At 61.8% G+C, this 25,542-nt stretch carries 23 protein-coding genes and 1 pseudogene; 9 read left to right on the top strand and 15 right to left on the bottom strand.

Going from position 1 to position 25,542, the window contains the following annotated elements; translation table 11 throughout:
* Window positions 1-2 precede the first annotated feature (2 nt).
* The 3 genes from RW095_RS21210 to RW095_RS21200 form a co-directional block, all read right to left on the bottom strand.
* Complete coding sequence (locus RW095_RS21210; RefSeq protein WP_317019922.1) at window positions 3-452, bottom strand: sugar dehydrogenase complex small subunit; 450 nt, start codon at window positions 450-452, stop codon at window positions 3-5.
* A 368-nt stretch (window positions 453-820) separates the two neighbouring features.
* Window positions 821-1,927 (bottom strand): porin, encoded by a 1,107-nt coding sequence (locus tag RW095_RS21205; RefSeq protein WP_317018145.1) that lies wholly within the window; start codon window positions 1,925-1,927, stop codon window positions 821-823.
* 264 nt (window positions 1,928-2,191) lie between these two features.
* A complete protein-coding gene (locus tag RW095_RS21200; RefSeq protein ID WP_128590829.1) occupies window positions 2,192-2,872 on the bottom strand; it encodes a MarC family protein in 681 nt (226 codons plus the stop codon).
* Window positions 2,873-3,238: 366 nt separating this feature from the next.
* Between RW095_RS21200 and RW095_RS21195 the strand changes: the two genes are divergently transcribed.
* The 3 genes from RW095_RS21195 to glgA all read left to right on the top strand — a co-directional run bounded on the left by RW095_RS21195 (window position 3,239) and on the right by glgA (window position 6,791).
* Window positions 3,239-3,454, top strand: a complete 216-nt coding sequence (locus RW095_RS21195; protein WP_020067872.1) for a DUF3311 domain-containing protein — start codon at window positions 3,239-3,241, stop codon at window positions 3,452-3,454.
* On the top strand, window positions 3,451-4,923 hold the full coding sequence (locus RW095_RS21190; RefSeq protein ID WP_317018142.1) for a sodium:solute symporter family protein: 1,473 nt from the start codon (window positions 3,451-3,453) through the stop codon (window positions 4,921-4,923). Before RW095_RS21195 ends, RW095_RS21190 begins: the two co-directional genes overlap by 4 nt.
* Before the next feature lie 266 nt (window positions 4,924-5,189).
* Entirely contained in the window at window positions 5,190-6,791 is a 1,602-nt protein-coding gene (glgA, locus tag RW095_RS21185; protein WP_317018141.1) for a glycogen synthase GlgA, read from the top strand.
* 87 nt (window positions 6,792-6,878) lie between these two features.
* Here glgA and RW095_RS21180 read toward each other — a convergent pair whose 3' ends face one another.
* The 7 genes and pseudogenes from RW095_RS21180 to RW095_RS21150 all read right to left on the bottom strand — a co-directional run bounded on the left by RW095_RS21180 (window position 6,879) and on the right by RW095_RS21150 (window position 13,865).
* Window positions 6,879-8,024: a GGDEF domain-containing protein gene (locus RW095_RS21180; protein ID WP_317018139.1), complete on the bottom strand. Its 1,146-nt coding sequence runs from the start codon at window positions 8,022-8,024 to the stop codon at window positions 6,879-6,881.
* Window positions 7,984-8,811 carry a hypothetical protein gene (locus tag RW095_RS21175; RefSeq protein ID WP_317018137.1) on the bottom strand — a complete coding sequence of 276 codons (828 nt, stop codon included), beginning with the start codon at window positions 8,809-8,811 and terminating at the stop codon, window positions 7,984-7,986. The genes RW095_RS21180 and RW095_RS21175 overlap by 41 nt, the downstream gene beginning before the upstream one ends.
* 754 nt (window positions 8,812-9,565) lie before the next feature.
* On the bottom strand, window positions 9,566-11,734 hold the full coding sequence (locus RW095_RS21170) for a M1 family metallopeptidase (protein WP_317018136.1): 2,169 nt from the start codon (window positions 11,732-11,734) through the stop codon (window positions 9,566-9,568).
* Between the two features lie 674 nt (window positions 11,735-12,408).
* Window positions 12,409-12,810: a glutathione S-transferase family protein gene (locus tag RW095_RS21165; RefSeq protein WP_394365160.1), complete on the bottom strand. Its 402-nt coding sequence runs from the start codon at window positions 12,808-12,810 to the stop codon at window positions 12,409-12,411.
* A gap of 24 nt (window positions 12,811-12,834) precedes the next feature.
* Window positions 12,835-12,945, bottom strand: a pseudogene (locus RW095_RS21160) (glutathione S-transferase family protein); the annotation flags it as partial.
* 141 nt (window positions 12,946-13,086) lie between these two features.
* Window positions 13,087-13,533: an SRPBCC family protein gene (locus RW095_RS21155; protein WP_317018134.1), complete on the bottom strand. Its 447-nt coding sequence runs from the start codon at window positions 13,531-13,533 to the stop codon at window positions 13,087-13,089.
* Window positions 13,533-13,865 carry an ArsR/SmtB family transcription factor gene (locus tag RW095_RS21150; protein WP_128586123.1) on the bottom strand — a complete coding sequence of 111 codons (333 nt, stop codon included), beginning with the start codon at window positions 13,863-13,865 and terminating at the stop codon, window positions 13,533-13,535. The genes RW095_RS21155 and RW095_RS21150 overlap by 1 nt, the downstream gene beginning before the upstream one ends.
* A gap of 130 nt (window positions 13,866-13,995) precedes the next feature.
* Here RW095_RS21150 and RW095_RS21145 point away from each other — a divergent pair, with 130 nt between their 5' ends.
* Window positions 13,996-14,769, top strand: a complete 774-nt coding sequence (locus RW095_RS21145) for a YkgJ family cysteine cluster protein (protein ID WP_317018132.1) — start codon at window positions 13,996-13,998, stop codon at window positions 14,767-14,769.
* A 203-nt stretch (window positions 14,770-14,972) separates the two neighbouring features.
* On the opposite strand, the gene RW095_RS21140 is transcribed toward RW095_RS21145, so the two are convergent.
* Window positions 14,973-16,127: an epoxide hydrolase family protein gene (locus RW095_RS21140; RefSeq protein WP_317018130.1), complete on the bottom strand. Its 1,155-nt coding sequence runs from the start codon at window positions 16,125-16,127 to the stop codon at window positions 14,973-14,975.
* A 133-nt stretch (window positions 16,128-16,260) separates the two neighbouring features.
* Here RW095_RS21140 and RW095_RS21135 point away from each other — a divergent pair, with 133 nt between their 5' ends.
* Together RW095_RS21135 and RW095_RS21130 are read left to right on the top strand one after the other, a co-directional pair.
* Complete coding sequence (locus RW095_RS21135; protein ID WP_317018129.1) at window positions 16,261-16,644, top strand: CidA/LrgA family protein; 384 nt, start codon at window positions 16,261-16,263, stop codon at window positions 16,642-16,644.
* Window positions 16,641-17,381, top strand: coding sequence for an LrgB family protein (locus RW095_RS21130; RefSeq protein WP_128586119.1), 741 nt, complete (start codon window positions 16,641-16,643; stop codon window positions 17,379-17,381). The genes RW095_RS21135 and RW095_RS21130 overlap by 4 nt, the downstream gene beginning before the upstream one ends.
* A gap of 92 nt (window positions 17,382-17,473) precedes the next feature.
* On the opposite strand, the gene RW095_RS21125 is transcribed toward RW095_RS21130, so the two are convergent.
* Window positions 17,474-18,619, bottom strand: a complete 1,146-nt coding sequence (locus RW095_RS21125; protein WP_317018127.1) for a porin — start codon at window positions 18,617-18,619, stop codon at window positions 17,474-17,476.
* Window positions 18,620-19,289: 670 nt separating this feature from the next.
* Here RW095_RS21125 and treA point away from each other — a divergent pair.
* Together treA and RW095_RS21115 are read left to right on the top strand one after the other, a co-directional pair.
* Entirely contained in the window at window positions 19,290-20,984 is a 1,695-nt protein-coding gene (gene treA / locus RW095_RS21120; protein ID WP_317018126.1) for an alpha,alpha-trehalase TreA, read from the top strand.
* A gap of 146 nt (window positions 20,985-21,130) precedes the next feature.
* Window positions 21,131-21,712 (top strand): alpha-ketoglutarate-dependent dioxygenase AlkB, encoded by a 582-nt coding sequence (locus tag RW095_RS21115; protein ID WP_317018125.1) that lies wholly within the window; start codon window positions 21,131-21,133, stop codon window positions 21,710-21,712.
* A 33-nt stretch (window positions 21,713-21,745) separates the two neighbouring features.
* On the opposite strand, the gene RW095_RS21110 is transcribed toward RW095_RS21115, so the two are convergent.
* Together RW095_RS21110 and RW095_RS21105 are read right to left on the bottom strand one after the other, a co-directional pair.
* Entirely contained in the window at window positions 21,746-22,381 is a 636-nt protein-coding gene (locus RW095_RS21110) for a carbonic anhydrase (RefSeq protein ID WP_317019920.1), read from the bottom strand.
* Between the two features lie 334 nt (window positions 22,382-22,715).
* Window positions 22,716-22,988 (bottom strand): DUF1488 family protein, encoded by a 273-nt coding sequence (locus RW095_RS21105; RefSeq protein WP_128586116.1) that lies wholly within the window; start codon window positions 22,986-22,988, stop codon window positions 22,716-22,718.
* A 212-nt stretch (window positions 22,989-23,200) separates the two neighbouring features.
* Here RW095_RS21105 and RW095_RS21100 point away from each other — a divergent pair, with 212 nt between their 5' ends.
* Window positions 23,201-24,694 carry an MDR family MFS transporter gene (locus tag RW095_RS21100; RefSeq protein WP_317018123.1) on the top strand — a complete coding sequence of 498 codons (1,494 nt, stop codon included), beginning with the start codon at window positions 23,201-23,203 and terminating at the stop codon, window positions 24,692-24,694.
* Between the two features lie 107 nt (window positions 24,695-24,801).
* On the opposite strand, the gene cobM is transcribed toward RW095_RS21100, so the two are convergent.
* Window positions 24,802-25,527, bottom strand: coding sequence for a precorrin-4 C(11)-methyltransferase (gene cobM / locus RW095_RS21095; RefSeq protein WP_317018121.1), 726 nt, complete (start codon window positions 25,525-25,527; stop codon window positions 24,802-24,804).
* Between the last annotated feature and the right edge of the window lie 15 nt (window positions 25,528-25,542).

Genomic DNA, 25,542 nt, shown 5'->3' with positions numbered 1-25,542 from the left:
GCTTATGCTTGCCTCTCGACGGGTTTTGCGGCCCAGAAGCCGGGCTTGTTCGGGCAGTACGAGCGGATGATCAGCGTGTCGGATACGACACCGAACATCAGTGCCTGCTCGTAAGTAATGACGACATCATCGACGGTGCCGAGATACCAGGCTTCCACGATCTTCAACGCAAGCGCTTGTTGAGCGGCGTCGGCGGAACCGGCGGCGAGCGCACCCGCGAGCTTCGGCAATTGCTGCGCGAGTTCAGGCGTGGACTTCTGCAGTGCGCCAAGAAGCCGTGTGCCGACGTCGCGATCGAGCGCGGACTTTTCGGTCAGCGATTGCGACAACGTCATGAAGGTATCGATGGGAGCGGACGACGAGTCGTCGGCCAGCGCCTTGAGCGTGAGCGAGCCGGTCAGGCCTGCAGCCGTCAACGCGAGCGCGCCCTGAAGCCAGCGGCGGCGCGTCATGGTCGACGGCTCACCGCTCGCGGCGCGTTCGCCGAGAGAGTCTTGTGGAGTCAATGTTCTTATCCCTTGTGAGGCGTTGTTCAAAACTTGTCGATACGGTGATGCCGGTACTGAAATGAAGCGTGTGGCTATGCGATTAACGAAAAGGCGACGCCGGAGCCGCTCAACGGTGCAGTGGAGCGACTGTCGGGCAATGCGCGATGCAACGGCGGCGTTAGCGGCAATCGAAGTCGGAGCGGTAACGGCGTCGTGGAGGCGGCTCCGATCCGCGTGAAGCGCATGAAACGCATGAAAGCGTCGATGCTCATTGGCGCATTCGCGCCGCTCGATGCGCTATTCGCGCCGCTGCCTGCCTATCAGGCGGCGCGTCAGAACTGATGCAGCATGCCGACATAAGCGCCCGTTTGCGATTCGCCGACGAGCGGGCTCGTGTTGCTGGTCGCATCGCGCGGCGAGGCTTCGAGCGAGAAGTTCGCGTTGCTGCTGTTGCGCACGTAACCTACCGTGCCGTATAGGAATGTGCGCTTCGAGAGGTTGTACGTGGTGCCGAGCACATACATCATGGCGTGGCCCGATGGATCGTGCGCCGCGTCGCCACTGCCGTCGCCGACCTTCACGTAGTAGCCGCCCGCGGTCACGGCCCAGCGCGGCTGGAAGTTGTACGTCGCGCCGAGCCAGTAGTGGTCGGCGGTATCGGCGACGCCCACCGGTGAGTCCGGCGCCGAGTAATGCGTATAGGCGCCCTGGATCTTTACCGCGTCGAAATGCACGTTCGCGCCGACGAAGTACTCGCGCGAACTCTGGAAGATGTTCGAGAACCGGCCGTTGCTGTCTCGCAGTTCGTCGTAGATGCCGCGCACGTCGAAGAGCTGCGAATGGTAGCTCAGCATGATGCCGTCCGAGCGGCCGAACTCGCCGCTCGCGCCGCTGTTGAACGCGCCCGGCTGATTGCCGAAGGCGTACTGCGCCTGCACGTCGAAGCCCCAGAACACCGGGCTGTGATATTCGACGTTATTGTTGGTCTGCTGCCAGTTGCGACCCCGCACGAGCGACGCCGACGCAAACGCCTGCTGCACGAAGGGATCGAATTCCCATACGCCGTCGCTGTCGATAAACAGATTACGGCCCGCTTGCAGCGTGCCCCATTGCTGGCTGCTGAGTCCGGCGAAGGCGCGCCGCGACCAGAGCCGTCCGCCGCTCGTTGTGCCGTCCATCACCTGCAGACCGGTTTCCAGTGTGAAGATTGCTTTCAGTCCGCCGCCCAGGTCTTCAGCGCCCTTGAGACCCAGCATGCTGGTGCCCCAATCGCCGCCTTCGGCGCGCCAGCGGTTCGAGCTTCCGCCCGTCCCGTTGTTGATGTGATTCAGATATTCGACGCCCGCATCCAGACGGCCATATAGCGTTACGCTCGTTTGACCATATGCGAGCGGACTTGCCACCGCGAGCGCGGCCACCAGTTTTGCGTGTAGTCTCATTGTCTCGGCGTAGTTTCGTATGACGCGGTATGGGGCAAAGCATGAGCACTGCATGAAGCAATGCGAACTGCGGGACCGCTCGAAGTACTACGGATATCGACGCCAGGTGCTGCCAGATGGGGAAGGCATGCGCGATGTTGTAAAACTACACGCATTGCCGCCGAACTATAGGCGATGCGCGTTTACCTAACTACCTGTTTGGCGCAATAGACTTTTGCGACCCATGCACTCGACTGCGAGCCCGTGGCATGAGTACCGCATTGTTTACCGGTTCACCGCCGGCTGCATCGTCGCGATGGGAATGAGGAACTCCGAAAAGCCGGTCAGCATGATCTGCACGCCGATGCACAACAACAAAAAGGACGAAACGCGCATGGCCACCTTGGTGCCCTCCGTGCCGAGATACCTCGCGAAAATGACCGCACGGCTGTAGATCAGGTAGACGGTCAGCGCAACCGCTAGCGAGATCACAACCGAAGCGATGCTCGACAGCACGAACTCCGACAGCTTATGCGTGCGGTTCGCGGTCAGCGCGACGGCCGTGGCAATCGAGCCCGGCCCGGTGGTCAGTGGAATGGTCAGCGGGAAGAACGCTCTCGCCTTGGCGTTTTCCGCATCCACGCGCTTCACGGTCGGCTGTTCGGCGGGCTGTGTGTCGGGCGCATTCAGCATCTGCCAGCCGCCCACCGCAACCGCAAGGCCGCCGCCGATGCGCAGCGCCTGCATCGAAATGCCGAAGAAATGGAGAATGGGCGTGCCGATGAAAAACGCCACCAGCAGCACGCACACGACATTGATCGCGATCTTTCTTGCAAGCGCGGTGCGTTCCTCGGTGGTCAGCGAGGCGGTCCGGTCAAGAAAGACAAAAGCAATGCCGATCGGGTTGATGATGCTGATCAGCCCGGTAAAGCCGAACAGAATGTCCGAGATCAGACTTTCGACCATATGCGATCCGTGTCGAGCGGCGGCCAGGCACTCCGACTGCTGCACACTGGTGCGCCGCGCCGTGTGGTTGAACTGAAGCGCCGAAGCTCCAGACCTGCGCGCGTTGCGTGGCGAGATCATAGCGCGGCGCGATATGAACCCGAGAGAAAGGCGTGAGTGTGCTGGGTGCACCCCACTGTCCGCTCGTGAATGTCGCGCATTGCAACGCAACACGAGCACACAGTAGATGCACCGATCGATGCGCCCGCAACTTTCAGAAAGCCTACACTTTTTTGACCTGCTTTACGGGACCGAAGCATCCGGCATACAGTCGCCAGCGAAGCCGCACTTTCAACGAGACGTACTTACAGTTCGAGGAGTTGCCCCATGTTGCTTCGTGTACTCGCCGCGCTGCCGTTCATCGGCATTTTGCTCGGTGTCCCGTTTGTGAACCGCGTAGAGCCGCTTGTGCTCGGCATGCCGTTCGTGCTGGGCTGGATCGTCGCGTGGGTGGTGTTGAGCTCGATCATCATGGCGATCGTCTACCGGCTCGACGCGTCCAACCGTCACGTCGCCGCTGACGGCGAGGAGGTCCGACCATGAGCGCACTCGTCATCATTGCAGCCATTACGCTGTTTGCGCTCTTTCTCGGCGTGCGCGCGAAGCATGGGCACGACATGAGCCTCGAGCAGTGGACAGTGGGCGGCCGCAGCTTCGGCACCGCCTTCGTGTTCCTGCTGATGGCCGGCGAAATCTATACGACCTTCACGTTCCTTGGCGGCAGCGGTTTTGCATATGGCAAGGGCGCGCCCGTCTATTACATTCTTGCGTACGGCACGCTCGCATACATTCTTTCCTACTGGATGCTGCCGCCGATCTGGCGCTACGCGAAACAGCACCATCTCGTTTCGCAGCCGCACTTTTTCAGCCGCAAGTACGATAGCCCCGCGCTCGGCACGCTCGTCGCGCTGGTTGGCGTGGCCGCGCTCATCCCGTACCTCGTGCTGCAATTGAAGGGCTTGGGCATCATCGTCGCAACCGCTTCGTATGGCGCGATCTCTTCGACGGCTGCGATCTGGATCGGCGCCGCCGTGGTCACCGTGTACGTGATCGTCTCGGGCGTGCGCGGTTCGGCATGGAACTCGGTCGTGAAGGATCTGCTGATTCTCGCGATCGTGCTGTTCCTTGGCATTTATCTGCCGCTGCACTACTACGGCGGCCTCGGCGAAATGTTCCGTGCAATCGACACCGCCCGTCCCGGCTTCCTGACCTTCCCCGCCAAGGGTTCGAGCGTCACGTGGTTTCAGTCCACCGTGCTGCTGACGGCGCTCGGCTTCTTCATGTGGCCGCACACCTTTGGCTCGATCTTCACCGCCAGGGACGAGCGCATTTTCCGCCGCAATGCGATGGTGCTGCCGCTCTACCAGCTGATCCTGCTGTTCGTGTTCTTCGTGGGCTTTGCCGCGACGCTGAAGGTGCCGGGTCTGAAGGGCGGCGACATCGACCTGTCGCTGTTCCGCCTGTCGTTGCAGACCTTCGACCCCTGGTTCGTCGGCGTGATCGGTGCGGCCGGTATTCTAACGGCGCTGGTGCCGGGCTCGATGATTCTCACCTCGGCTTCCACGCTGCTCGCCAACGACGTCTATCGCGGCATGGTGAACCGCAACGCGACGGACGCCACGGTTGCCAATCTCGCGCGAATCCTCGTGCCGGTCGTCGCGCTCGTGGCGGTCGCCTTCACGCTGCACGGCGGCGAAACCATCGTCGCCTTGCTGCTGATGGGCTACAGCTTCGTGACGCAACTCTTCCCCGCGGTTATCTGCAGCCTTTTCCCGCGCAATCGGGCGACCAAGCAGGGCGCATTCTGCGGCATTGTCGCGGGCGTCGCCGTGGTGACGATCACCACGACCATGCATCTGACGATCGGGCAATTGATGCCGTTCCTGCCCGACGCGCTGAAAGACGTCAACATCGGCTTCGTCGCGCTGGCGGTCAACATCATCGTCTTCGTCATTGTGAGTGCGATGACGCAAAGCGGGCGCGTCGAGCATGCGCACGCGTCGGCACATTGATTCGAGCGCGCCTTGCGCTTATTGAAGCCGTCGCCTTGCGCGACGGCTTTTTTATTGCCCCTGCGGCATGAGGTCGAAAATACATTTGTGTGAAAAAACGCCTGGAAGATAAGTCGGGCGCTGTCGAGCGGAAACGGCCCGCACTGCAGCATGGCGGCGGACAGGCTGCAAACGCAGAGGTGACGCCGGGCACATGCTTTGCTGTTGGATGGCCCTGTGAATCCGCCGCACTGCACAAGTGCAAAACGCGTCCTTTGGGGGCCACCTTGCCGCTTAACGTACTACTTGTCGCTTCCGAAGCTCTCCCGCTCGCCAAGTCGGGTGGACTCGGCGACATGGTCAGCGCCTATGCCGCCGCTTTGCGCGATGCCGGCGTCGACGTCTCGATTCTGATGCCCGCGTATCCGGACGCCCTCGAGCGCGCCGTCGATGTTACCCACGTTGCGCGCATGACCGGCCTGCCCGGCGGCGACGCCCGTTTGCTGCGCGCCAGCATGCCCGATAGCGGCGTGACCGTGCTGCTGCTTCAAATGGATCACCTGTTTGCGCGCGAAGGCTTATATCGTGACCCGGAAGGACACGATTATCTCGACAACCTCACGCGATTCGCGTCGCTCGCGGCAGCGGCCGCACGCGTCGCGCGCGGCGTTCGCAACCTGAAACGCCCCCACATCGTGCACGCGCACGATTGGCATGCGGGTCTCACGCCGCTTTACATGCGGCTCGCAGGCGTCGCCGCGAAAAGCGTCTACACGATTCACAATCTCGCGTTCCAGGGCAATCATCCGCTCGCGATGGGCGGCTGGATCGGCGTGCCGCCGGAGTTGCTCGCGCCGGCGCTAACCGACGAGCGCAGCATCGAGTTCTACGGTTCGCTCAGCATGATGAAGGCCGGGATCGTGCACGCGGATCGCGTTACGACCGTCAGTCAGCGCTATGCACGCGAGATTCTCACGCCGCACTTCGGCCACGGAATGGAAGGCGTGCTGAAGGCACAGGTGCACAAACTGAGCGGCATCGTCAATGGCATCGACACGTCCGTGTGGAATCCGGCTACCGACGAGTACATCGCCCGCCCCTATTCCGTCGACGACACCGCCGGCAAGCAGGCGTGCAAGCGCGAATTGCAACAGGCATTCGGTTTGACGCGCGACCCGTTCGCGCCGCTCGTCGCGATAGGCAGCCGTCTCACCGAACAGAAACTGGCCGACGTGGTGATACGCGCGTTGCCCCGACTGCTCGAAGAGCATCCGCGTCTGCAGTTCGCAATTCTCGGACAAGGCGAACGCGGGCTCGAACATGCGATGCAGGAACTGGCCGCCGCGTGGCCGGCGCGCGTGGGCGTGCAGATCGGTTACGACGAGCCGCGCGCGCACATGCTGCACGCGGGCGCGGACATTCTGCTGCACGGCAGCCGCTTCGAGCCCTGCGGGCTCACGCAACTCTATGCGATGCGTTACGGCACGATTCCCGTGGCCTCGCGTGTGGGCGGCCTCGCGGATACGATTGTCGATTACGCGCCGCACGAAGCGCGAGACGAAGATTGCGCGACCGGCTTCCTGTTCGACGGCGAAGATCCGCACGACGTCGCGCATGCGCTTGGCCGTGCGTTGGCCGCGTTCGTGCGGCCGTCGTCGTGGCATGCGTTGCAGCGCAACGCGATGAGCCGCGACTCGGGCTGGGAAGTGTCGACAGCGAACTATCTTTCGCTATATGCGGATCTCGTCGACGCACGCCCCGCGCTGCCCGATACGGGCGTTCGCAAGACGCCTGTCCGCGCAAGAACGGTAGCCTCGGCGAACTCGCGGCGAATTCACAGCGATGAAACGTTCAATGCGGGTGTGGGCGAGTTGGCGCGGACCGCGTGATAGCGGTAATGGCGGTAATGAAATGGCCTATGCCGTGAAGGCGCAGCCGCCTGGCCCAAGCTCCGAAGAAGCCTATAGGTGCGCGCCTCAAGGCGCGCGCGAGGCAAACGCGTAGCCGTCCTTGCCGCTTCGCTTGACCCGGTACATCGCTTCGTCGGCGGCAGCGACGAGGCGGCAATAGTCGTCGACGAGATCGGGGTAGCTCGCTATACCGATGCTCGCGCGGACCATGCCCATGCCCATCTGTTCGTCGGTGCGGGCCACGCAAGCGATCAGGCGCTGCGCGATCTGGCGCAGTTCGTCCTGCTCGGCGAATTCGCGAACCAGCACTGCGAATTCGTCGCCGCCGATGCGCGCGACGACGTCCTCTCTGCGCACCGATTCGCGAAAACGCCGCGACACCGCGACGAGAAACTCATCGCCCACGCGATGACCGCGCGAATCGTTGACCATCTTGAAGCCGTCGAGGTCCACATACAGCACGGCCATCTTGCGCGGACTCGCCGCAATCGACACCTGGGCAGCGGCCTCCTCCAGTGCGGCGAAAAGCTTGCGCCGGTTCGCGAGCCCGGTCATCGGATCATGCAGCGCCGCGTGCTCGAATTCGTGCGACTGGCCGGCCAACTGCCGGTTGCGCTTGGCGTACATGCCGAGCGCCGTGATGAGCAGGCAGAAAAGCAGCGCCGCCACCGCGATGAGCATGTGCGCGACTCCCGTGACTCGCTTGCGCATGTCTGCGCTATACGTATCGCGCTGCGTGTGCCAATAGGATGACGCGTCGCCGAGCAACGTGTCCATTTCGGCGAGCGTCGCATCGGGCAATAAAACCGACGATGGAATACGCGGCGCACTCGCAGGACTGGCATTTACGAGCGCGGCAAGCGACGCGAGACGCCGTGTCAGTTCGGCACGCGCCTGGCCGTAGCCGTCGGCTGCGGCATCGTGTGCGTGAGGCACCTGGTCCCATACGCCGACGCGGGCACGCGCCGTCTCCGCTCGCTCGACGGCTTCGAGCACGAGGCCCGCATATTCCTGTTTGACCTGATCCGCGAACACCGTTCTGATCTGCAATGCCAGATACAGCAGGCCGATCAGCAGGCACAGCAGCGACGCCACGGCGACCGTGGCGGGACCGGGCGTGAGGCGCCATCCGTTGGCGCGGCCGGATTCCCGGGGCAACGCGAAAAGCGCTTCAGGGATGCGAGTAGAGGTCTTGCTGACTTCCGCTGCCATGTTGTCGATAGCTTACGCGTCGAAAGAAGGAGCCCATCCTTGCAAACAGATTGGGCTTACGCCGTGGGTTGGTCGCTGAAGCGCGGCGTTCCTGCTGCGCGTATTTCGCTTCTCGCGCGGGACGCGTGGATGCCAGTTGCGGCGCGGCCGGTTCTGCAGCGCCGGTGGTACGTTGCATTGAGCGAGGCGAGATGGCGGGGGCGGTTGCCGCGCTCGACGGCAAAGCCTCGGCGTTATCCGCGAGCAATTCCTCTTCATCCTGCGGACGGCTGATCTGTCCGGACCACACCGACGGCTTTCGACTGTCCGCACTCGTCGACACGGACGACTTCGCGGGGACTGCCGGCAAATCAAGCAGCGCGATCGGGTCCGCGGGCGAGCTCGTGGCGGTAGCAGGACTCTGTGCCGGGGCGACGATCGCGGATGTCACGAGCGGTGCTCCCACGATAGCGGCCGAAGGCGGCGCAGCCTGCACGCTGGTCGCGAGCGCAGTGTCCGCTTGAGCGGACGCTTTCGCGAGCGCCGACGCCATGCTGTTCGGCGTGGGCATGCGCAACGCCTGGCGCGCGCGCGCGATGGCCTCGGCATAGGTCTGCTGGTCGCTATTGAACCAGACGCCGTAGGCCACGGTGCCCACCACGCCGAACGCGAGCGCGCTCGCCGCCGCTACGCACAGCGCGAGGCGTCCGAAGCGGGGCGTCACGCCTGTTCCTTCGACATCGCCGCTATCGAGGCGTGCATCGTCTCCATGTCCGTGAACAGGAGGCAAGTCGGGATCGTTATACATCGCAATACGCTCCGCAATTCTTCCGTCTGACGCTCCATCAGGCTCAGGTCTCACAATTTCGCACGGTCGATGCAAACGCTGCTGGAGGAATGTAACTCTCCCGTCCGGTAGCGACAACAACGCGAGGCGCGGCTTCCGACGGCTGTTCGGCAGCGCGCTTTCTCGCCTGGAAACCTGGTAAATCGTTCAATGCCCATGCATTTGCAACAACGCAGTGGCCTTTCGACTGACGTACGAGCGGGCGCAAAGCGCCGCCAGCCTTGAGGACCGGGTCAGCAGAATGCGCCAGGGCCCACCTACTGCGCAATTTTCGCGCCTGCGTGCGAACCATGCGCACGCCCGGCGCGTGCCCGCGCGTGCGCGGCCTCAGGCGGCGTCGCCGAGCCGCGCCGGAATGGTTGCGCGATCCACTAAAGGAGGAATATTTATCGCCACGCCCGGCGCGGGCACGAGTCGCCCATTCTCATGGAACCGCCGCGAAGCGGTCGCACGACCTTTGTCATGGCGCGCCCGCAGAAGTGGCGTAGGTTGGCGAGGTTTCGGCGCAATTGCGCTATGACCCGGAAGGACCGCTTGCCTGTCCGTTAAGCGCATATTGGCCGCTAATGCGCTAATGCGCCAATGCCCTAACGCCTTAATGCTCGACCTCGCGCGCGAAGCGCAGTGGCCCGCATCGCGTGAACGATGCGGGCCACCGTACTGCCGTCGACCAGCAGCCTGATGTTGGCCGCCGGCTTTCACGGGTTAGTGCGCGTTACTGCCCTTGTGCCTTTTGCCGCAGTTTGCCTTGATAACGGATCGTCGGACGCAGCGACTGCGTCGGCGGCGCCGGCGTCTTCAGCAACTGACGGGCAACCGTGGCGTTAGCGGAACTGAACGAGCCGATGCTCGTTTCACGCGACGGGTCCGCAAGACCGTGTGCCACCAGCAGTTTCGCTTCGAGTTGCAAACTCGTCAGCAGGACGGGATCCTTCAGTGCATTGCCCTGCGCGAGCAACTGACTCCACGCGTTGTTGCTGTAGTTCGTCACGTAGTAGTCGAGACCGCTCGGATCGGCGAGCACCGCTGAGCAGCCGTCGAGTCGCACCTGCATTTGCGGGTTCTTCAGCGCGAGCGTTCTGCGCGAGGTCAGACCGTCGCCATAAGCGAGCGTCAGCGGAACGGTCCACTGCGTCCCCGGATACTGATTCTGATTCGGGAACGGCGACTGTTTCAGCGTCACGATGGTCTGGTTCGTCGTCAGATCGCATTGGGTGTCGAGCGAAATCAACGGCACGCCGGTTTGCCGCACGAAGCTGTCGCCGATCGCGACCATCGGCTCGCCGCTCGCCTTTGCCAACTCGTCCCACAGACGCTTCGGCGTCACGTTGCCAAGCGAATAGTCGGCGAGATATTGTTGCAGACCGCGGCGCATTGTTTCCTCGCCGAGATAGTTCTCGAGCATCTTCAGCACATGGCCGCCCTTGTCGTACGTGAACGCGCTCGCGCTCAGCACGAAGTCGTTGGACGCCCAGCCGTTGAAGTTCGGCTGCACCGGAAACGAGGTCGATTTCAGGTCCGCGTTGATCACCGCATACTTGTTCTTCACGTCGTCGACCCAGCTGAAGCGGTCCGGGAAGAAACGCACCTTGGTCTTGTTTTCGAAGAACGTTGCAAACGATTCGTTCAGCCACACATCGTCCCACCAGTCGAGCGTGACGAGATCGCCGAACCATTGGTGCGCCGCTTCGTGCGTGACGACGGTTACGCCATAGTCGGACATGGTCGTGCCCGGCGCGGGCAGGATGTCGTCCGCGAATTCGAGAATGGCGCCCCAGTTCTCCATGCCGCCGAAGTTCAGGTCCTTCTCTTCCTTGAAGGCGTCATTGGCGGCCACCGTGTCGAACTTCGTGAGCGGCAATGGGATGCCGGTGTAGCGATAGTAGTAATCCAGCGCCTGCTTGGTCTGCTGCATCGCCGGCTTGGCCCAGTCCCGCATGCCCGGCGGCGTGAAAATGCGCAGATGCAGCCCCTTGCCGTCAGGCAGCGGACTCGTGAAGTCGTCTTCGAGAATGTCGAACTGGCCGCCGCCGAAGAAGAGCAGATACGAAGGCATTGGCGGCGTCTTTTCGAACGACACCAGCTTGTAGCCGCTATCGACATTCACCGCGGGCTTTTCCGCCGCGTTCGACACGACGTTCCAGTTCTGCGGCACTTCCGCGCTCACCTCGTAGGTGGGCCGGAAAGCCGGCTCGTCCCAGCCCGGGAACCATTGCCGGGCCAGATTCGACTCGCCTTGTGTGAGGATCGCGCCGCTCGTCGTGCCGTCGGTCGCCTTCAGATCGACGCGAAATACGCCCTCCGCCGCCGAGCAGCCGGGATAGTGATCGTCGCCGCAACTGCCGCCCGTCTTCGCGACCGGATCGTCATAACTCTTGAAGTTGATAATGCCGCTCCACTCCATGTGGAGCGAGTAGTTACCGGCGGCGATCTGACCGCTCACGGGCCGAAGCTGATAGAAGTCGCCATCGTCTTGCGGCGTGGCGATCAGCGCGATGTTGCCCGGCTGAAGCGTGATGGTGCCGTTGGTGAACTTGACGCGGTGGCCTGCAATCGTGATCGCATTGACGGCCTTGAGCACCTTGATCTGCACGTCTGCGCGACCGTCGAACGACGACAGCGCCGGGTTGGGCCGGAACCATAGCTTGTAGTTGACCGGCATGACCGTGTTCGGCAATTCGACGGGCTGCACGGTCTTGTCGATCGACGTATCGGCAAGCACCGCGCTGGCGGGCGGCACCTGCGCGACTTCGGATGCGCTCGCCGGCCCTTGTGCGGATTTACTCGTTAATGACGCGGAGCCGTCTCCTCCACCGCACCCGGCCGTTACCATTATTCCGGCTAACGCCAGGCACTGCACCTGCAATCGGAAATTTATACGCATTTTAATCCTCGACTGACAATATCGGTATAAAGAAGTGCGTTGAGTCACTTGAGTCGTGTTTCTCTTTTTTCAGCGACAAAGGTCTCCCGCACTAGCACCGAATTGCTAGCCAGAATAAGAATATGGACGCGTTACGTCCTCAGCACTAGTTGGCTGATTTTCAGATTCAAATGCTTATCTATTACAAAGCTTTCAAAACCACGATTTGCGACGTTTTGGCGACGCCCGGCAAAGCGCCGACCACCGGACCTCGCGAGCAGGACCAGAAACCAGGATCAGTTTTCGACGACAGTGCGTAGCCTAGTTTGGCAAACGTTATCGTGTCAACTTCCTTTCACAATCTTTCCTGAATTGCCGCGCGATGTATGCGACTTGGATGCGTGATGTAATCCACCTGAGTTAATACTCTAAATAGCGGTTTTTCCGGATTGGACTACGGAAAACTTTTTTATTGTTCATTGCCGGATGTGCTAAGGCGGACGGGATGCAGATAATGAATCGTGAATCGATTTTTGTACTAGCTGTTGAGTTCAGCGCCGCGCAAAAGAAAGAGTCGTGTGCGGGTGGGTCACGGAACAGATGGCCGCAAGTCGGCGCATTGCTGACCCGGGCCACGAACGGTGACGTGGCACACATCACCGTCGGCGCAACGATCTCTCAGCACATGAACGTTCTCAGGCCGCAACCGCCTGGGCCTGCCTCGAAGGAAACGGATCGCGCCACGCCTGCAACTCGCTCAGCCGATCATGCCAGCGCATCACCTCCGGGAACTCGTCTAGCGGCATCTTCGCGCTTGCCGCATAGGGCAGCGTGACGCCCACGGAGAAGTCAGCGATGCTCATCTGATCGCCAAGCAGCCATTTACGCCCCTTCAGATGCCGGTCCAGCACGCCCGCATGTTTGCGAAACCAGCCTTGCGCTTCCGCGACCTTGGCGCTGTCAGGTGCGCCCAGACCGATGGCCGGTTTGATCAGGTGTTCGAAGTAAAGCAAGCCGCCGTAGCGGTAGAAGTGCTGGCTATTCCAGCTTAGCCAACGCAGCACGTCCGCCTGCTGCTCGGCATTCTGCGGCCACAGCGGCGGTTGCCCGCGTTGCGCGAGATGGCAAATGATCGCGTCCGCTTCCCAGATGCTCCTCTGGCCATCGACGAGGCACGGCACCTTGCCGTTCGGATTGAGCGCCAGATAAGCAGGCTCAGTGTGCTCGCCCTTGCCGAGATCGACTTAGACGTATTCGATTGGCAACCCTAAATATTTAGCCACTGCGCATGCCTTGCGCGGCGCTAACGATTCCGCATAGTAAAGCTTCATTTGACGTCTCCGTACTGTTTCACTTCATTCGATGCTGCCTCTTCAAAGTTCCGTGTTGCCGAGTTCCGCAATCAGTGCATCCAGCTTCTCGAACGCGCCCTTCCAACCGGCATCGTGACCGTCGCGCGCCGCTTCGTCGAAGAATTGCGAGTGTGTGAAGTTCATTTCCGTGCCGTCGTCGATCGGACGAAACGTGATGCTGACAAGCGAGCGCCGCTCGGGCAACGTCACCCATTCCCACGTAAAGACGAGCTTACGGTCCGTCTCGACCTCCTGATATTCGCCGCGGCAGTCATGCGTTTCGCCGTCGAGCGTCTGGAACACCACGCGAAACCGGCCACCCACTCGCGGATCGGCTTCGGCGCTCAACACAGGACCGGCGTCAGGCCCCCACCAGCGCGCCATCAACTCCGGCCTCGTCCACGCTGCGTACACTTTCTGCGGCGGCGCCTCGAGGCGGCGCACGATCGTCAAACTGGGCTTCTGCATCACTCTCCTCCTTCGACAAAATCGGCAAGCCGGTCGAGGCTCGCCGTCCAGAAGCGTTCATAGCGTTTGAGCCACGCCATGGCCTCTTCCATGGGGCCGGCAACGAGATCGACCGACACGGTTCGGCCATGCTTGGCGCGCGTTATGAGGCCAGCATCGCTCAGCACATCGAGATGCTTCATGACGGCCGGCAGCTTGAGCGGCAACGGGCGCGCGATTTCCGTGACCGAAAGTCCCGGCTCCCGCTCCAGACGAGCGAGGATGGCCCGCCGGGTCGGATCTACCAGCGCGGAAAACGTACGATCGAGTTGACTGACAGGACACTTCACCATGTGGTGAACTATACAGATTCAACGAGCAGTGTCAAGGATTTTTGCTCGATACTTTTTTCCGCGGCTCGCTGTCAGATGTTCGCCGTTCGCGCGACCAAGCCGAACGTCGAACTAACAAAAGGAAATTCGGGTGGACGATATCGACTTCGAATGCACCGCCTGCGGCAAGTGCTGCCACGATTTGAGCTTGCCGCTGACATTGGCCGAGGCGAGCGACTGGCTCGCGCGAGGCGGACAGATGGAATTGATTTGCGAGGCGATTCCGTGGCCGGCCGATCCCGAGCCGCCCAACGCGCAAGCGGACTACAGAAAAGCGCGCTCGACACCCGCAGCAAGCGGTTCGCTGCCCGTGCGCGTGTCGATCATTCTCGCGGCTGCGTTCGCGGGTCCGTGCCCCAATCTTCGCGCCGACATGCTGTGCGGCATCTATGAAGAGCGGCCGCTCGTGTGCCGCATCTATCCGGCGGAGATCAATCCTTTCGTCTCGCTGACGCCCGCAAGCAAGGCGTGTCCGCAGGAGGCATGGCATAAGAAGCCGTTGCAGCGGCACGGTGTGCTGGTGGACGAGACGACGCGGCAGTTGGTCGAACTGTCGCGCCGAACGGCAGAAAACGAAGCGCCGCTGTGCATGCGCTTATGTCACGAGTTGGCGATCACTCATGCCGCGCTGGCAAACGAAGGCTTTGTCATTCATGCGCCGCGAAGCAGCCAACTGCTCGCGGCTCTCGCGCGAATTCGCGCGATGCCTGATGCGCCACTCACGCCGGCAGAATGGACTTTCGTATCCAATCGCGGTGTGACGGTGGAGACGCTGCTGTCGGTGGGCGCCGCCGTCCGCCTCGATGATTCAGTGAACGCACGCGACTTTCGCTATCACGGCTTTCATGAGGCATCGCCCGCATAGCGCCGCGCATGGCCACCTACACAAGTGTGGACCAGGCGGCTACGCCGACGCACTGCCCGCGAGTCTTCAGACGGTTCTACCCGCCTTGCTGAACCTCGGAGGGGCTCATGCCTCCTCGAACATTCAGCGCCTGGCTTGCCGCGCGGCTATCTGATGAACTGCCACGACAGGCGCGCGCGGCTCTTCGCGCATCGCTCAATGCGTTAGGCCCGCAGCGGCCTGAAGAATGCGCGGATTTCGGCGGCCAGCAGGTCCGGCTTTTCCATTGCCGCGAAATGGCCGCCGCCCGGCATGTCGGTCCATTGCACCACGTTGAAGGTTCTTTCCAGCCAACTGCGCGGCGGGCGACTGATCTCTTTCGGGAATCGCGCGAAGCCGACGGGCGGCACGACGCGTTGGCCATCGGCAAAACGCATCGGCTGAAGGCGGTTTTCCCAATACATCTGCATCGCCGGGCCAATGCTTTGCGTGTACCAGTAGAGCGATATGTTGGTCAGCAACTCGTCTTTCGAAAACACCCGTTCGACGTCGCCTTCGCAATCGCTCCATGCGCGGAATTTTTCTCCGATCCATGCGGCGAGCCCCACCGGCGAATCGTTCAGCGAAGCCGCAAGCGTCAATGGCTTCGTCGTGTGCATGTGCGCGTAGCCGCCTTCGAGCGCTACCCACTCGTTCTTCTCACGCAGAAAACTTTCTTCTTCCGGCGTCAACGGTTGTTGCGCCGCTCCGATTGCGGGCTCGTACGACCCAGGCAGGAAGTTGAGGTGAATACCGTCGACCATCTGCGGATGCCGTGCCGCAAGCGCAACGGACACACCTGCGCCGAGGTCGCCCCCTTGCGCGCCGAAGTGCTGATAACCGAGGCCGCGCATCAGCGAGGCCCAGAGATCCGCGACCTGAAACGCGGACATGCCGGGCTTCGCGGGCGCTTGCGAAAACGCGAAGCCAGGCAGCGATGGCACGACCACATCGAACGAATCAGCGGGATCGCCGCCGAACGCAGCAGGCTCGCAGAGCCGCTCGATCAACGCCTCGAACTCCACGAACGAGCCTGGCCAGCCATGCGTAACGACAAGCGGATAAGGTGCCGGTCCCGCGCCGCGCCGATGCAGGAAATGCACGCGCTGTCCGTGCACATCGGCCACGAATTGCGGCTGCCGGTTCAGGCGCTGTTCCGACGCGCGCCAGTCGAACTGGCCAGCCCAATAGTGGGCAAGCTCGCGCAGCCATTCCGAATCGACACCCTGCTGCCACGCGGAAGACGGCGTAGCGGGCGCCCAACGCGTTGCGCGGATGCGTCGACGCAGATCGTCGATGTCATCGTCAGGCACGGCGATATGAAACGGCTCGATCTGCATGGATGTCGTCCTGCAACAAGTCATTGATGAAGAACTTTCTGTACGCAAGGCTCGCGTAATCTGCTCACGGGAACCACGGAACTATCCGCATGGTACACAATGGCCGCATTTCCGTTTCCTGCTGGAGTTCGACATGCTTGCAGCGCTGGCTGCCCTGCTTACTTTTCAATGCCTCGGAGAAGGTGTGTCTTACGTGTTTCAGTTGCCGGTGCCGGGTCCCGTCATCGGCATGCTGCTGCTGTTCGGCTTTGTCATGATGCGTCCGCAAACAGCCGATGCGATCGAACCCACCGCGCTCGAACTGTTGCGGCACCTGTCGCTGCTGTTCGTGCCAGCGGGCGTCGGCATCATGGTCTCGGCAAGCCGCATTCGCGGCGACGCCGTTGCGGTGATCGTGTCGATTGCCGTCAGCACGACTCTGGCGATTGCGGTGGCCGCGCTCGTCACGCGCGCGTTGATGCGCCGGCAGCAACGCCGGCAGTTGCACGATGACGCCGACCAGGAGGCCGCACAATGACCGCCTTACCAAAGCTCGGCGCAATCTGGGTCTATCTCGCAGCGAGCCCTTTGCTCGGCCTGACCATCACGCTGATCGCGTACCTGATCGCCCAGACGCTGTATGCGAAGGCGCGCTTCAATCCGCTGGCTAATCCAGTGCTGATCGCGGTCGCGTTGCTCGTCGCGCTGCTCGAAATCACGGGCACTCCGTACGCCACCTACTTCGAGGGCGCGCAGTTCGTGCACTTCCTGCTCGGCCCCGCGACGGTCGCGCTCGCGTTGCCGCTCTATCGCCAATGGGCGAAGCTGCGCCGCTTTGCGTTGCCGCTGATCGGCGGACTCGTCGCCGGCTCGCTAACGGCGATACTCTCCGCGATTGGGGTGGCTGCGCTCTTCGGCGCATCGCATCAGACGCTCGCGTCGCTCGCACCGAAATCCGCGACGACGCCGATTGCAATGGCCGTCGCTACCGAGATCGGCGGCATTCCGTCGTTGACGGCTGTACTGGTCATCTCAACGGGCGTATTCGGTGCAGTGTTCGCCCGCGCCATTCTCAACGCGCTGAAAATCGCCGAGCCCGAAGTGCGCGGTTTCGCACTCGGCATTGCGTCGCATGGCATCGGCACGGCGCGCGCCTTTCAGGTCAGCGAGCAAATGGGTGCGTTCGCGGGACTCGGCATGGGTCTCAACGGTGTGTTCACCGCGTTCGTGGTTCCCGTGCTGATGCCGCTCATTGCGCGCTGGCTTGGCACCTGAGCAACGTGCTCGTTAGCTCGACGACGCAAAAAGGCCCGCAAATCGCGGGCCTTTTTGCAATGTGCCGCTACAGCGGCACTGGACGCGACTGCTCAAAAACGATGGCGGATGCCGACCGTGCCGACCACTTGCGAGCTGGTTGACGAAGCGCTCACGCCGACGATGTCCGCGGTAATGCCCGAGTTGCCGGTGCTGCCGACATGCTGGTATGCCGCTTCAGCATAGACGTCGGTACGCTTGGACAACGCGTAGTCCGTTTGCACCGTGACCTGATGGTATTTCGGGCTCACGCCGTCAAGGCGCGCGTCGGTAAACGTGTACGCGCCCGACACCGACACCGCCGGCGTCAACGCATAGCGTCCGTTCACTTCGTAGTTCGTGAAGCGTGCGCTGCCTCCCGTCAAAGCCAACCCGCTGCTCGTGCCCGATGCCGACGAACCGATCGCGCTCGCGCCGTTCAGTTGCGTCTGTGTCACGACGAGACCGACGTTCGCCGGGCCGAACGCATAGCTCAGACCCGCGCCGTACGTGCGCTGACGCGCCGCCGTGAAGGTGGAGTCGCCGGTCGCAACCGCGCCGCTGGTGTTGGTCGACGAACCGCCGCCGTTCAGTTGCAGATAACCCGCCGCGACCTTCAGGCCGCCGAACACATACGACGCGCCGACGCTGTACGCGCGGCTATCTGCGAAGCTGCCCGCTGCGTTCGAGAATCCGTATAACGCGCCGAACTTGAAGCCGGCGTAATCGACGCTCTGAAATTTGACGGCGTTGTTGATCCGCACCGAGTTGTTCAGGTTGTCGTTGTCGTAAGGGTGTGACGCGAGCGTGCCGCCATACTGCGTGCCGTTCAGTGCAAGCGGCGCGAGATAATCGACCACGCTGTCGTACTGGCGACCCAGCGTGACGGCGCCGTACTGGCTGCTCGACAAACCGACGAACGCCTGCCGGCCGAACTCGCGGTTGTTCTGGCCAAGCTTGCCGGTCGACAGATTAAAGCCGTTTTCAAGCACAAAGATTGCCTTCAGGCCATTGCCGAGATCTTCTGAGCCGCGCAGGCCCCAGCGATTGCCGTTCAGAATGCCGCTCGCCTGCTGGAAGTTGCTGCTGCCGCCCGAATTGCTGGTGTAGGTCAAGCCTGTATCGATCAGGCCGTACAGCGTCACGGAGCTTTGTGCATGAGCGACGCCCGCGGCGCCGGCAAGAGCGAGCGAGATGCCCGACAATACGTATTTGTTCATTGAATATCTCCTGAATCCAATAGCGGTTGCTATTGAGCGGCGGAGAATACCGCATGAATTCCAAACGTATTTTTCAGTGTATTACAACGTTGCCTTTTAGCCACGTCATTGCATTTTAACTTTCCGTTTATTTTCCGGCGAACGCGCTTGGTATCCGCATAAATGAAATGGGGCGCACCTTGCTGCGGGTGCGCCCCAAGTGCCTGATTTAGAATGCGCTCGGAATCTCAGACCAATTAAGAATAGCATATGGATTGTCTTGCAACAACGCGAATTACGAGCCTTATTCTTCCAATATATTTCCGTGGGGAACTTATGGTAGTTGGAAATTAACGTTTGAAACAACTTAAGCTGATTATTCCTTTAACAGCAAAGATCTTTTTCCTGATTCGATAAGCTGAAAATGATCTGAGTGCGGTAGCGGTTGCAGCAACGCCGTCGATCAAGGTCCGTTGACGCAGACATCGGCTTCAATTACTTCGTCATCCCAACTAATCGGCACTTAGCCACGGCTCCTTGACGGCCTCAGCAATGCTGTTGAACCCATTCACCATGCATAGTTTGAAGCACGCCGGGTTTTGTGCCATGCTAGCCACGCCCCAACTCGGGTCATCAGAACAGAGGGCGTGAGAGGCAGACCAATCCTGTTGTCCATTCCTCAGGAGGAGACATGATTGTGTCATCGCAAGCGCGCAGCATTAGCCGTGCCGGTAACGCGTCCGGCGTTCCGGGCGTCCTCGTTCAGCCTTCCCTCTCCGTCGCGCGATTGAAGTACGTGCATCGCGCGGTTGCTGTTTCGAGCTTCGCCTTCCTCGTTGGGCTGTCATCCATCTGTCGCGCCGACACGTTGGTGGGCGGCACCTTGCCGCCCGCGCCCGATATCCTGTACGGCGACCTCTTCGTTGCGGTGCAGACCGCGCAGATCTATCCGGACCAGAAGACCTTCGTCGATGCAACGCCAAATGCGGACCCTGCCGTCATCGTGCAGTTGTACCAGCAGCAACGGGGCAAGCCCGGTTTTTCGCTGGCGAACTTCGTGAACCAGTACTTCACCCCGCCGAGCGAGCCGGTCATCACGCCGCCCGCGAATCAGACGCTGCGTGAGCACATCAACTGGTTATGGCCCGCCCTCACCCGCACGACCATGAGCGCGCCGCCGAACAGCTCGCTGATTCCGTTGCCGAAGCCCTACGTGGTGCCCGGCGGCCGCTTTCGCGAGGGCTACTACTGGGACACCTACTTCACGATGCTCGGCTTGCAGGAAGCGGGCCGTGAGGACCTCGTCGACAACATGCTGGACAACTTCGCGTACATGATCGACACGTTCGGCCATATTCCGAACGGCAATCGCACGTACTACCTGGACCGCTCGCAGCCGCCCTTCTTCTCGCATATGGTGGAACTCGCGGCGAAGGTGGAAGGCCACGGCGTCTATCAGAAGTACCTGCCCGCGCTGCGCAAGGAGTATGGCTACTGGATGCAGGGCGAAAGCTCCACGCCGGCCGGCTCGGCGACCCGCAATGTGGTCGTGATGCCTGATAGGACGGTACTGAACCGCTATTGGGACGAACTCGACACGCCTCGCGACGAATCGTATCTGGAGGACATACAGACCGCGCAAAAGGCCACCGGACGCAATCCCAACGACGTCTACCGCGAACTGCGCGCCACTGCTGAAAGCGGCTGGGATTTCAGTTCGCGCTGGTTCGGCGACAACATGACGCTCGCGACGGTGCGCACGACATCGATTATCCCCGTCGATCTGAATAGCCTGATGTTCCACCTGGAAATCAGCATTGCCAAAGGCTGCAGCGAGACGCGCGACTTCCGCTGTGTCGGCGAATTCGCAGGGCGCGCCGCCAAACGCGCACTCGGCATCAATCGCTATCTGTGGAATCCGAACGGCTACTACGGCGACTATGACTGGCAACTCGCCAAACCGCGCGACAACAAGACTGCCGCGATGGTGTTCCCGCTGTTCGTCGGCGCGGCATGGCCTGAGCGCGCGAAAGAGACCGCGCAGCAAGTGCAGTCGACGTTGCTGCAGCCGGGCGGACTCGTGACGACGACCTACAACACCACACAACAGTGGGACGCGCCGAACGGCTGGGCGCCGCTGCACTGGGTCGCGATTCAGGGCTTGAAGCGCTATGGTCACGACGCCCTCGCGCAACAGATCGGCACGCGATTTCTTACCGACGTGAAAGGCGTCTATGCGTCGGATAAGAAGCTGGTCGAGAAATACGTGGTTGAGGGAGCGGGCACGGGCGGCGGCGGCGGCGGCGAGTATCCGCTTCAGGACGGCTTCGGCTGGACCAACGGCGTAACGCTCAAACTGCTCGATCTGTACAGCCCTGGCGAGTAGCGGCGCTCCCACGACGCAAACAGGCTCAAGCGGACGAGAACAAGGAGGCACGGCTGGAAAGCAAGAATACTGTATAAAAACACAGTATAATGCCTTGCATGAACCAACCATTTGCTGGCCGGGCCGCTCGCCCCCGGCATTGAACCATGGCGTCCCAGCAAGGCCTGTTTGCCCCCGAGCCCGTTGCGCTATTCGGCGACAGCGAAGGCGGAATAAGCTACCTGCCCGACTCGATCCCGCTTGCCCTCGCGCAACAGTGGTTTGAAGAGGCGTTGCATAACATCGGCTGGAGCAGCCATCAACGCATGATGTACGAGCGCGAGGTGACCGTGCCCCGGCTGATCGCCACTTTCATGCGCGAATCGGCGGACTTGCCCGCGCCGCTTGGCGAAGCGTTCGAGATGGTCCGATCGCTGGTCGGCGCGCCGTTCAATCGCGTCGGGCTCAACCTCTATCGCGACGGGCACGACAGCGTCGCACCGCACAGCGACAAAACCGCGAATCTGGTGCACGGCGAGCCGATTGCGATCGTGTCGCTCGGCGCAAGCCGCCGCATGACCGTCCGCCCGAAAAAAGGCTCGGGCCGCGCAGTGCATGTCGAACTGGAACCAGGCAGTTGCCTCGTAATGAGCTACGCGTCGCAGTTCACGCATGACCACGGCATTCCGAAGCTCAATGAAGGCGTTGGGCCGCGCATCAGCCTTGCGTTTCGCTGCTATAGCGGCTAGCAGCACTAGCCACGTCGAGCATGCGCGGCGCCATCAGAACGCGTAAATGTCCGGGTTCTCGAGCAGCGGCACGAATTTGCCGGTGCGGCCGTCGAGTGCGAGCATGACGCCGGTTTCAATCTCGAAGATCCAGCCGTGCAATTGCAGCGTCTTGTTCGCGAGCCCAACGGCGACCGACGGATGCGTGCGGATATTGGCCAGTTGCGCGACCACGTTGTCCTTGACCAGCGCGTCCAGACGCTCAGTAGCCGACTGATAGGTGCGCGACGCATTGATCGCCTTCGCCGCATCGGCGTGACGCAGCCAGCCGGCCACTGCGGGCAAATGTTCGAGATTCGTATTGCTCGTGATCGCGGTCATCGCGCCGCAATTCGAGTGGCCGCATATCACGATATCGCGCACGCCGAGCACCGCGACCGCATATTCCACTGTCGCCGATACGCCACCAGGCTCCGGACCATACGACGGCACGATATTGCCCGCGTTGCGGATCACGAAGAGCGCACCCGGTTCCGCCTGCGTCAGCAGTTCGGGAACCACGCGGCTGTCCGAACATGTCACGAAAAGCGTGCTCGGACTTTGCGCGGTCGACAGGCGCTTGAACAGAGCACTTTGCTGCGGAAACACTTCGCGTTGAAAGCGGATCAAGCCCTCGATGATTTCCTGCACGATGTTCTCCCGATAATCGAAGATGCGCGGCGCGCCCTGCATGGCGGCCCCGGTTCGCGCGAACTATACCGCGTTGTGATGGCTGCGGCAGGCGTTGCAGTGCTATTGGGACGGCGCGACCCGCCAGGCACTGGTGAACTCACCGGCGCGGCTCATGGACCGCGCCTCGAGTGCCGCAACGGTTCGCGACGTCAGAACCGCGGAGCCGCCAAGCCGCCCAGGCCTTATCGGCGAGAACAACCGTCGAGCCCGGCGCATGCCGGCCCCGTCGACGGCAATGACAATGACAATGACAATGGCAATGACAACGGCAGCGGCAGCGGCAGCGGCAATGCTAAGGGCCCGTCTTGTCGAAGTCGCGCGTTTCGAGCTCCACCGATTGCCCGCCGTTTTTTTCCAGCACCCGCTTGGTAGCCTTTTCAATCTGCGCGCGATTGGCCTCGAACGTACCTACGAGGTCGTGAGCCGACGGCCCGCCGTTACCGAAATGGTCGTTTAGCGCGTCGAGCGATACGCTGCACCAGACGCCTTTTCCATCGACATTGGCCTCGAAGGCGACGCGTGCCGCCGCCACCACTTCACGGCGTCCGGTGAATTCGATCCTCATAATGATCCTCCATGTGTCGAAAGAACCTTGTAAGTCGCAAGTGCTGTGCCAAACGGCGCAGAGCGCCGATGCCGCCGCTCGCGTGCGAAGATTCTGTGCAAGGTGCATACTCGGGGTCGGCCGCCTCCGAACGGCCGTGCTCATGCGTCGCAGCGTGCAGGTCAAGCGCCAGGCGGCCGGACGCACCCACTATTCTGATCCAACTTCGTCCCATGTCCCGCAATCCGCAATCGTCGCGTCCCTTGGTCATTGCCGCCGTGATGGCTTCCATGGCGATGGTCGCCATCGAAGCCACCATCGTTTCCACCGCCATGCCGCAGATCGTCGCGCAACTCGGCGATCTGCATCTGTATAGCTGGGTATTTTCTTCGTTCCTGCTCGCGCAAACGGCCATGACCGTGGTGTTCGGCAAACTCGCCGATCTGTACGGCCGCAAGCCTGTCATGCTGGCCGGCATTGCGATCTTCCTGATCGGCTCCGTGCTCGCGGGCTTCGCATGGTCGATGCCGGCCATGATCGCGTTCCGGCTGATTCAAGGCATCGGCGCGGGCGCGATCCAGCCGGTCACGCTGACCATCGTCGCGGACCTCTACCCTGCGCGCGAACGCGGCAAGGTGCAAGGTTATCTTGCAAGCGTGTGGGCGATTTCAGCGGTCGTGGGACCGATGGTCGGCGGCTTCATCATCCACAACTTGTCGTGGGCGTGGATCTTCTGGATGAACGTGCCGATCGGCGTCGCATCCGCAGCAGGGTTTATCGCGTTTCTCCGAGAGTCCGAGCGGCATGCTAGCCCTTCCATCGACTTCGCGGGCGCGGCGCTCTTCATGGCCGCGATAGCCGCGTTGATGACCGCGCTTACCTGTGCCGGCGACGACGACCTCGCGCATGCATCGATGGCCGGCGTCGCATTCGTCGTGTGCCTGCTGCTGTTCGTGCTGCAGGAGCGCCGCGCAAAAGAACCAATGATCTCGTTTGCGCTATGGAGCCGCCGCCCGATTGCCGCGTGCAACGGCGCGACCTTGCTGTCTGGCATGATCCTGATGGGATCGACCACGTTCCTGCCGATGTACGTGCAAGGCGTACTCAATCGCTCGCCGGTGATAGCGGGCCTCGCGCTCACGATGATGATGGTCGGCTGGCCGGCCGGCGCCACGCTCGCCGCCAAGTCGTTTCATCGCATTGGCTTGCGGCGCATGCTGATCGGCGGCAGTGCTTTTATTCCGGTCGGCGCGGTGCTGCTGCTGTTTCTCGCGCCTGGCGGCTCGCCGCTCGTCGCCGGATTCGGCTCGCTGATCATGGGTTTCGGCATGGGCACCTCGAGCGTCAGCTGTCTCATCCTGATCCAGGAAATCGTGAAGATGGATGAACGCGGCAGCGCAACGGCGTCGAACCTGTTCTCGCGCAATCTGGGGAGCACGCTCGGCGCCACGCTGTTCGGCGCGGTGCTCAACTTCGGGCTGAGCCATTCGCATGGCGTCGCCGTCGTCACGTCCGACCAGCTAAAAAGCCTGCTGCAAAACCAGGCCGCGAGCCTTGGCAGTGGCGAAGCGATCCGCATGGTGCTGCATCAATCGCTGCACCTCACGTTCATTTCAATCTTCGCAATTGCGATTTTCGTGGTGTTGCTGCTGACTCTCGTGCCGACGATCACCATCGGCGCGGAGAAAAAGATGCCGCTCGAAGCGCTCGCGCCGCTTGAAGATTAAGCCGCTGGCGGTAGCTGGTTGCGCGGTTCGCCGTTGCGCAAGTGCGCGTGCGCCGTGTATGTGGAATGGGCGACGCGCGAATGCAAGGGATACCGCCGTCTCACACGTCACGCTTTCGCGTACAGCGTCGAATTTGCAAAGCCTTCGGCCGCGAGCACCTGCCCGACCAGAATCAACGCGGTGCGCTCGATCTGCGTGGACTCTACCTTGCCGAGAATGTCGTCCAGTGTGCCCGTGATCTTTTCCTCGTCGGGCCAACTCGCGCGATAGATCACCGCGATCGGGCACGCGCCGCCATAATGCGGCCGCAGTTCTTCGACTATGCGCGCAAGGTGCCGCACGCCGAGGTGAATCGCCATCGTCGCGCGATGCCTTGCCAGATCGGCCAGCTGTTCGCCTTCGGGCATCGTCGTTTTCGTTGCGTAGCGCGTGAGAATCAGCGTCTGCGAAATGTCGGGCAATGTGAGTTCGCAGCCGAGCGCCGCCGCGCAAGCAGCCGTTGCAGTCACCCCCGGTACGATTTCGTAGGGAATCGCGAGCTCGCGCAACCTGCGAATCTGTTCGCCGATCGCGCCGTACAGCGCCGGGTCGCCGGAGTGCACGCGAGCTACGTCCTGACCTTTGTCGTGCGCGCTTTTCAGTAACGCCACGATGTTATCGAGGTCGAGTTCGGCCGTGTTCACAACCTGCACCGCCGAATGCCCTTCGAGCACTGCAGCCGGCACTAAAGAACCCGCATACAGAATCACGGGACAACTGCGCACGAGACGCTGCCCCTTCACCGTGATCAGTTCCGGATCGCCGGGACCGGCGCCGATAAAAAACACCGTCATTCAATACTCCATGAT

Origin of the sequence: Paraburkholderia kirstenboschensis (assembly GCF_032806925.1) — a bacterium.
Lineage (GTDB): Bacteria > Pseudomonadota > Gammaproteobacteria > Burkholderiales > Burkholderiaceae > Paraburkholderia > Paraburkholderia kirstenboschensis.
This window is presented reverse-complemented; position numbering and strand designations above follow the sequence as displayed.

Excerpts from the sequence above, each read along its gene's own strand:
- RW095_RS21210 (WP_317019922.1), bottom strand. The coding sequence starts at position 452 with ATGACGCGCCGCCGCTGGCTTCAGGGCGCGCTCGCGTTGACGGCTGCA.
- RW095_RS21205 (WP_317018145.1), bottom strand. The coding sequence starts at position 1,927 with ATGAGACTACACGCAAAACTGGTGGCCGCGCTCGCGGTGGCAAGTCCG.
- RW095_RS21200 (WP_128590829.1), bottom strand. The coding sequence starts at position 2,872 with ATGGTCGAAAGTCTGATCTCGGACATTCTGTTCGGCTTTACCGGGCTG.
- RW095_RS21195 (WP_020067872.1), top strand. The coding sequence starts at position 3,239 with ATGTTGCTTCGTGTACTCGCCGCGCTGCCGTTCATCGGCATTTTGCTC.
- RW095_RS21190 (WP_317018142.1), top strand. The coding sequence starts at position 3,451 with ATGAGCGCACTCGTCATCATTGCAGCCATTACGCTGTTTGCGCTCTTT.
- RW095_RS21180 (WP_317018139.1), bottom strand. The coding sequence starts at position 8,024 with ATGGCAGCGGAAGTCAGCAAGACCTCTACTCGCATCCCTGAAGCGCTT.
- RW095_RS21175 (WP_317018137.1), bottom strand. The coding sequence starts at position 8,811 with ATGTATAACGATCCCGACTTGCCTCCTGTTCACGGACATGGAGACGAT.
- RW095_RS21170 (WP_317018136.1), bottom strand. The coding sequence starts at position 11,734 with ATGCGTATAAATTTCCGATTGCAGGTGCAGTGCCTGGCGTTAGCCGGA.
- RW095_RS21155 (WP_317018134.1), bottom strand. The coding sequence starts at position 13,533 with ATGCAGAAGCCCAGTTTGACGATCGTGCGCCGCCTCGAGGCGCCGCCG.
- RW095_RS21150 (WP_128586123.1), bottom strand. The coding sequence starts at position 13,865 with ATGGTGAAGTGTCCTGTCAGTCAACTCGATCGTACGTTTTCCGCGCTG.
- RW095_RS21140 (WP_317018130.1), bottom strand. The coding sequence starts at position 16,127 with ATGCAGATCGAGCCGTTTCATATCGCCGTGCCTGACGATGACATCGAC.
- RW095_RS21135 (WP_317018129.1), top strand. The coding sequence starts at position 16,261 with ATGCTTGCAGCGCTGGCTGCCCTGCTTACTTTTCAATGCCTCGGAGAA.
- RW095_RS21130 (WP_128586119.1), top strand. The coding sequence starts at position 16,641 with ATGACCGCCTTACCAAAGCTCGGCGCAATCTGGGTCTATCTCGCAGCG.
- RW095_RS21125 (WP_317018127.1), bottom strand. The coding sequence starts at position 18,619 with ATGAACAAATACGTATTGTCGGGCATCTCGCTCGCTCTTGCCGGCGCC.
- treA (WP_317018126.1), top strand. The coding sequence starts at position 19,290 with ATGATTGTGTCATCGCAAGCGCGCAGCATTAGCCGTGCCGGTAACGCG.
- RW095_RS21115 (WP_317018125.1), top strand. The coding sequence starts at position 21,131 with ATGGCGTCCCAGCAAGGCCTGTTTGCCCCCGAGCCCGTTGCGCTATTC.
- RW095_RS21105 (WP_128586116.1), bottom strand. The coding sequence starts at position 22,988 with ATGAGGATCGAATTCACCGGACGCCGTGAAGTGGTGGCGGCGGCACGC.
- RW095_RS21100 (WP_317018123.1), top strand. The coding sequence starts at position 23,201 with ATGTCCCGCAATCCGCAATCGTCGCGTCCCTTGGTCATTGCCGCCGTG.
- cobM (WP_317018121.1), bottom strand. The coding sequence starts at position 25,527 with ATGACGGTGTTTTTTATCGGCGCCGGTCCCGGCGATCCGGAACTGATC.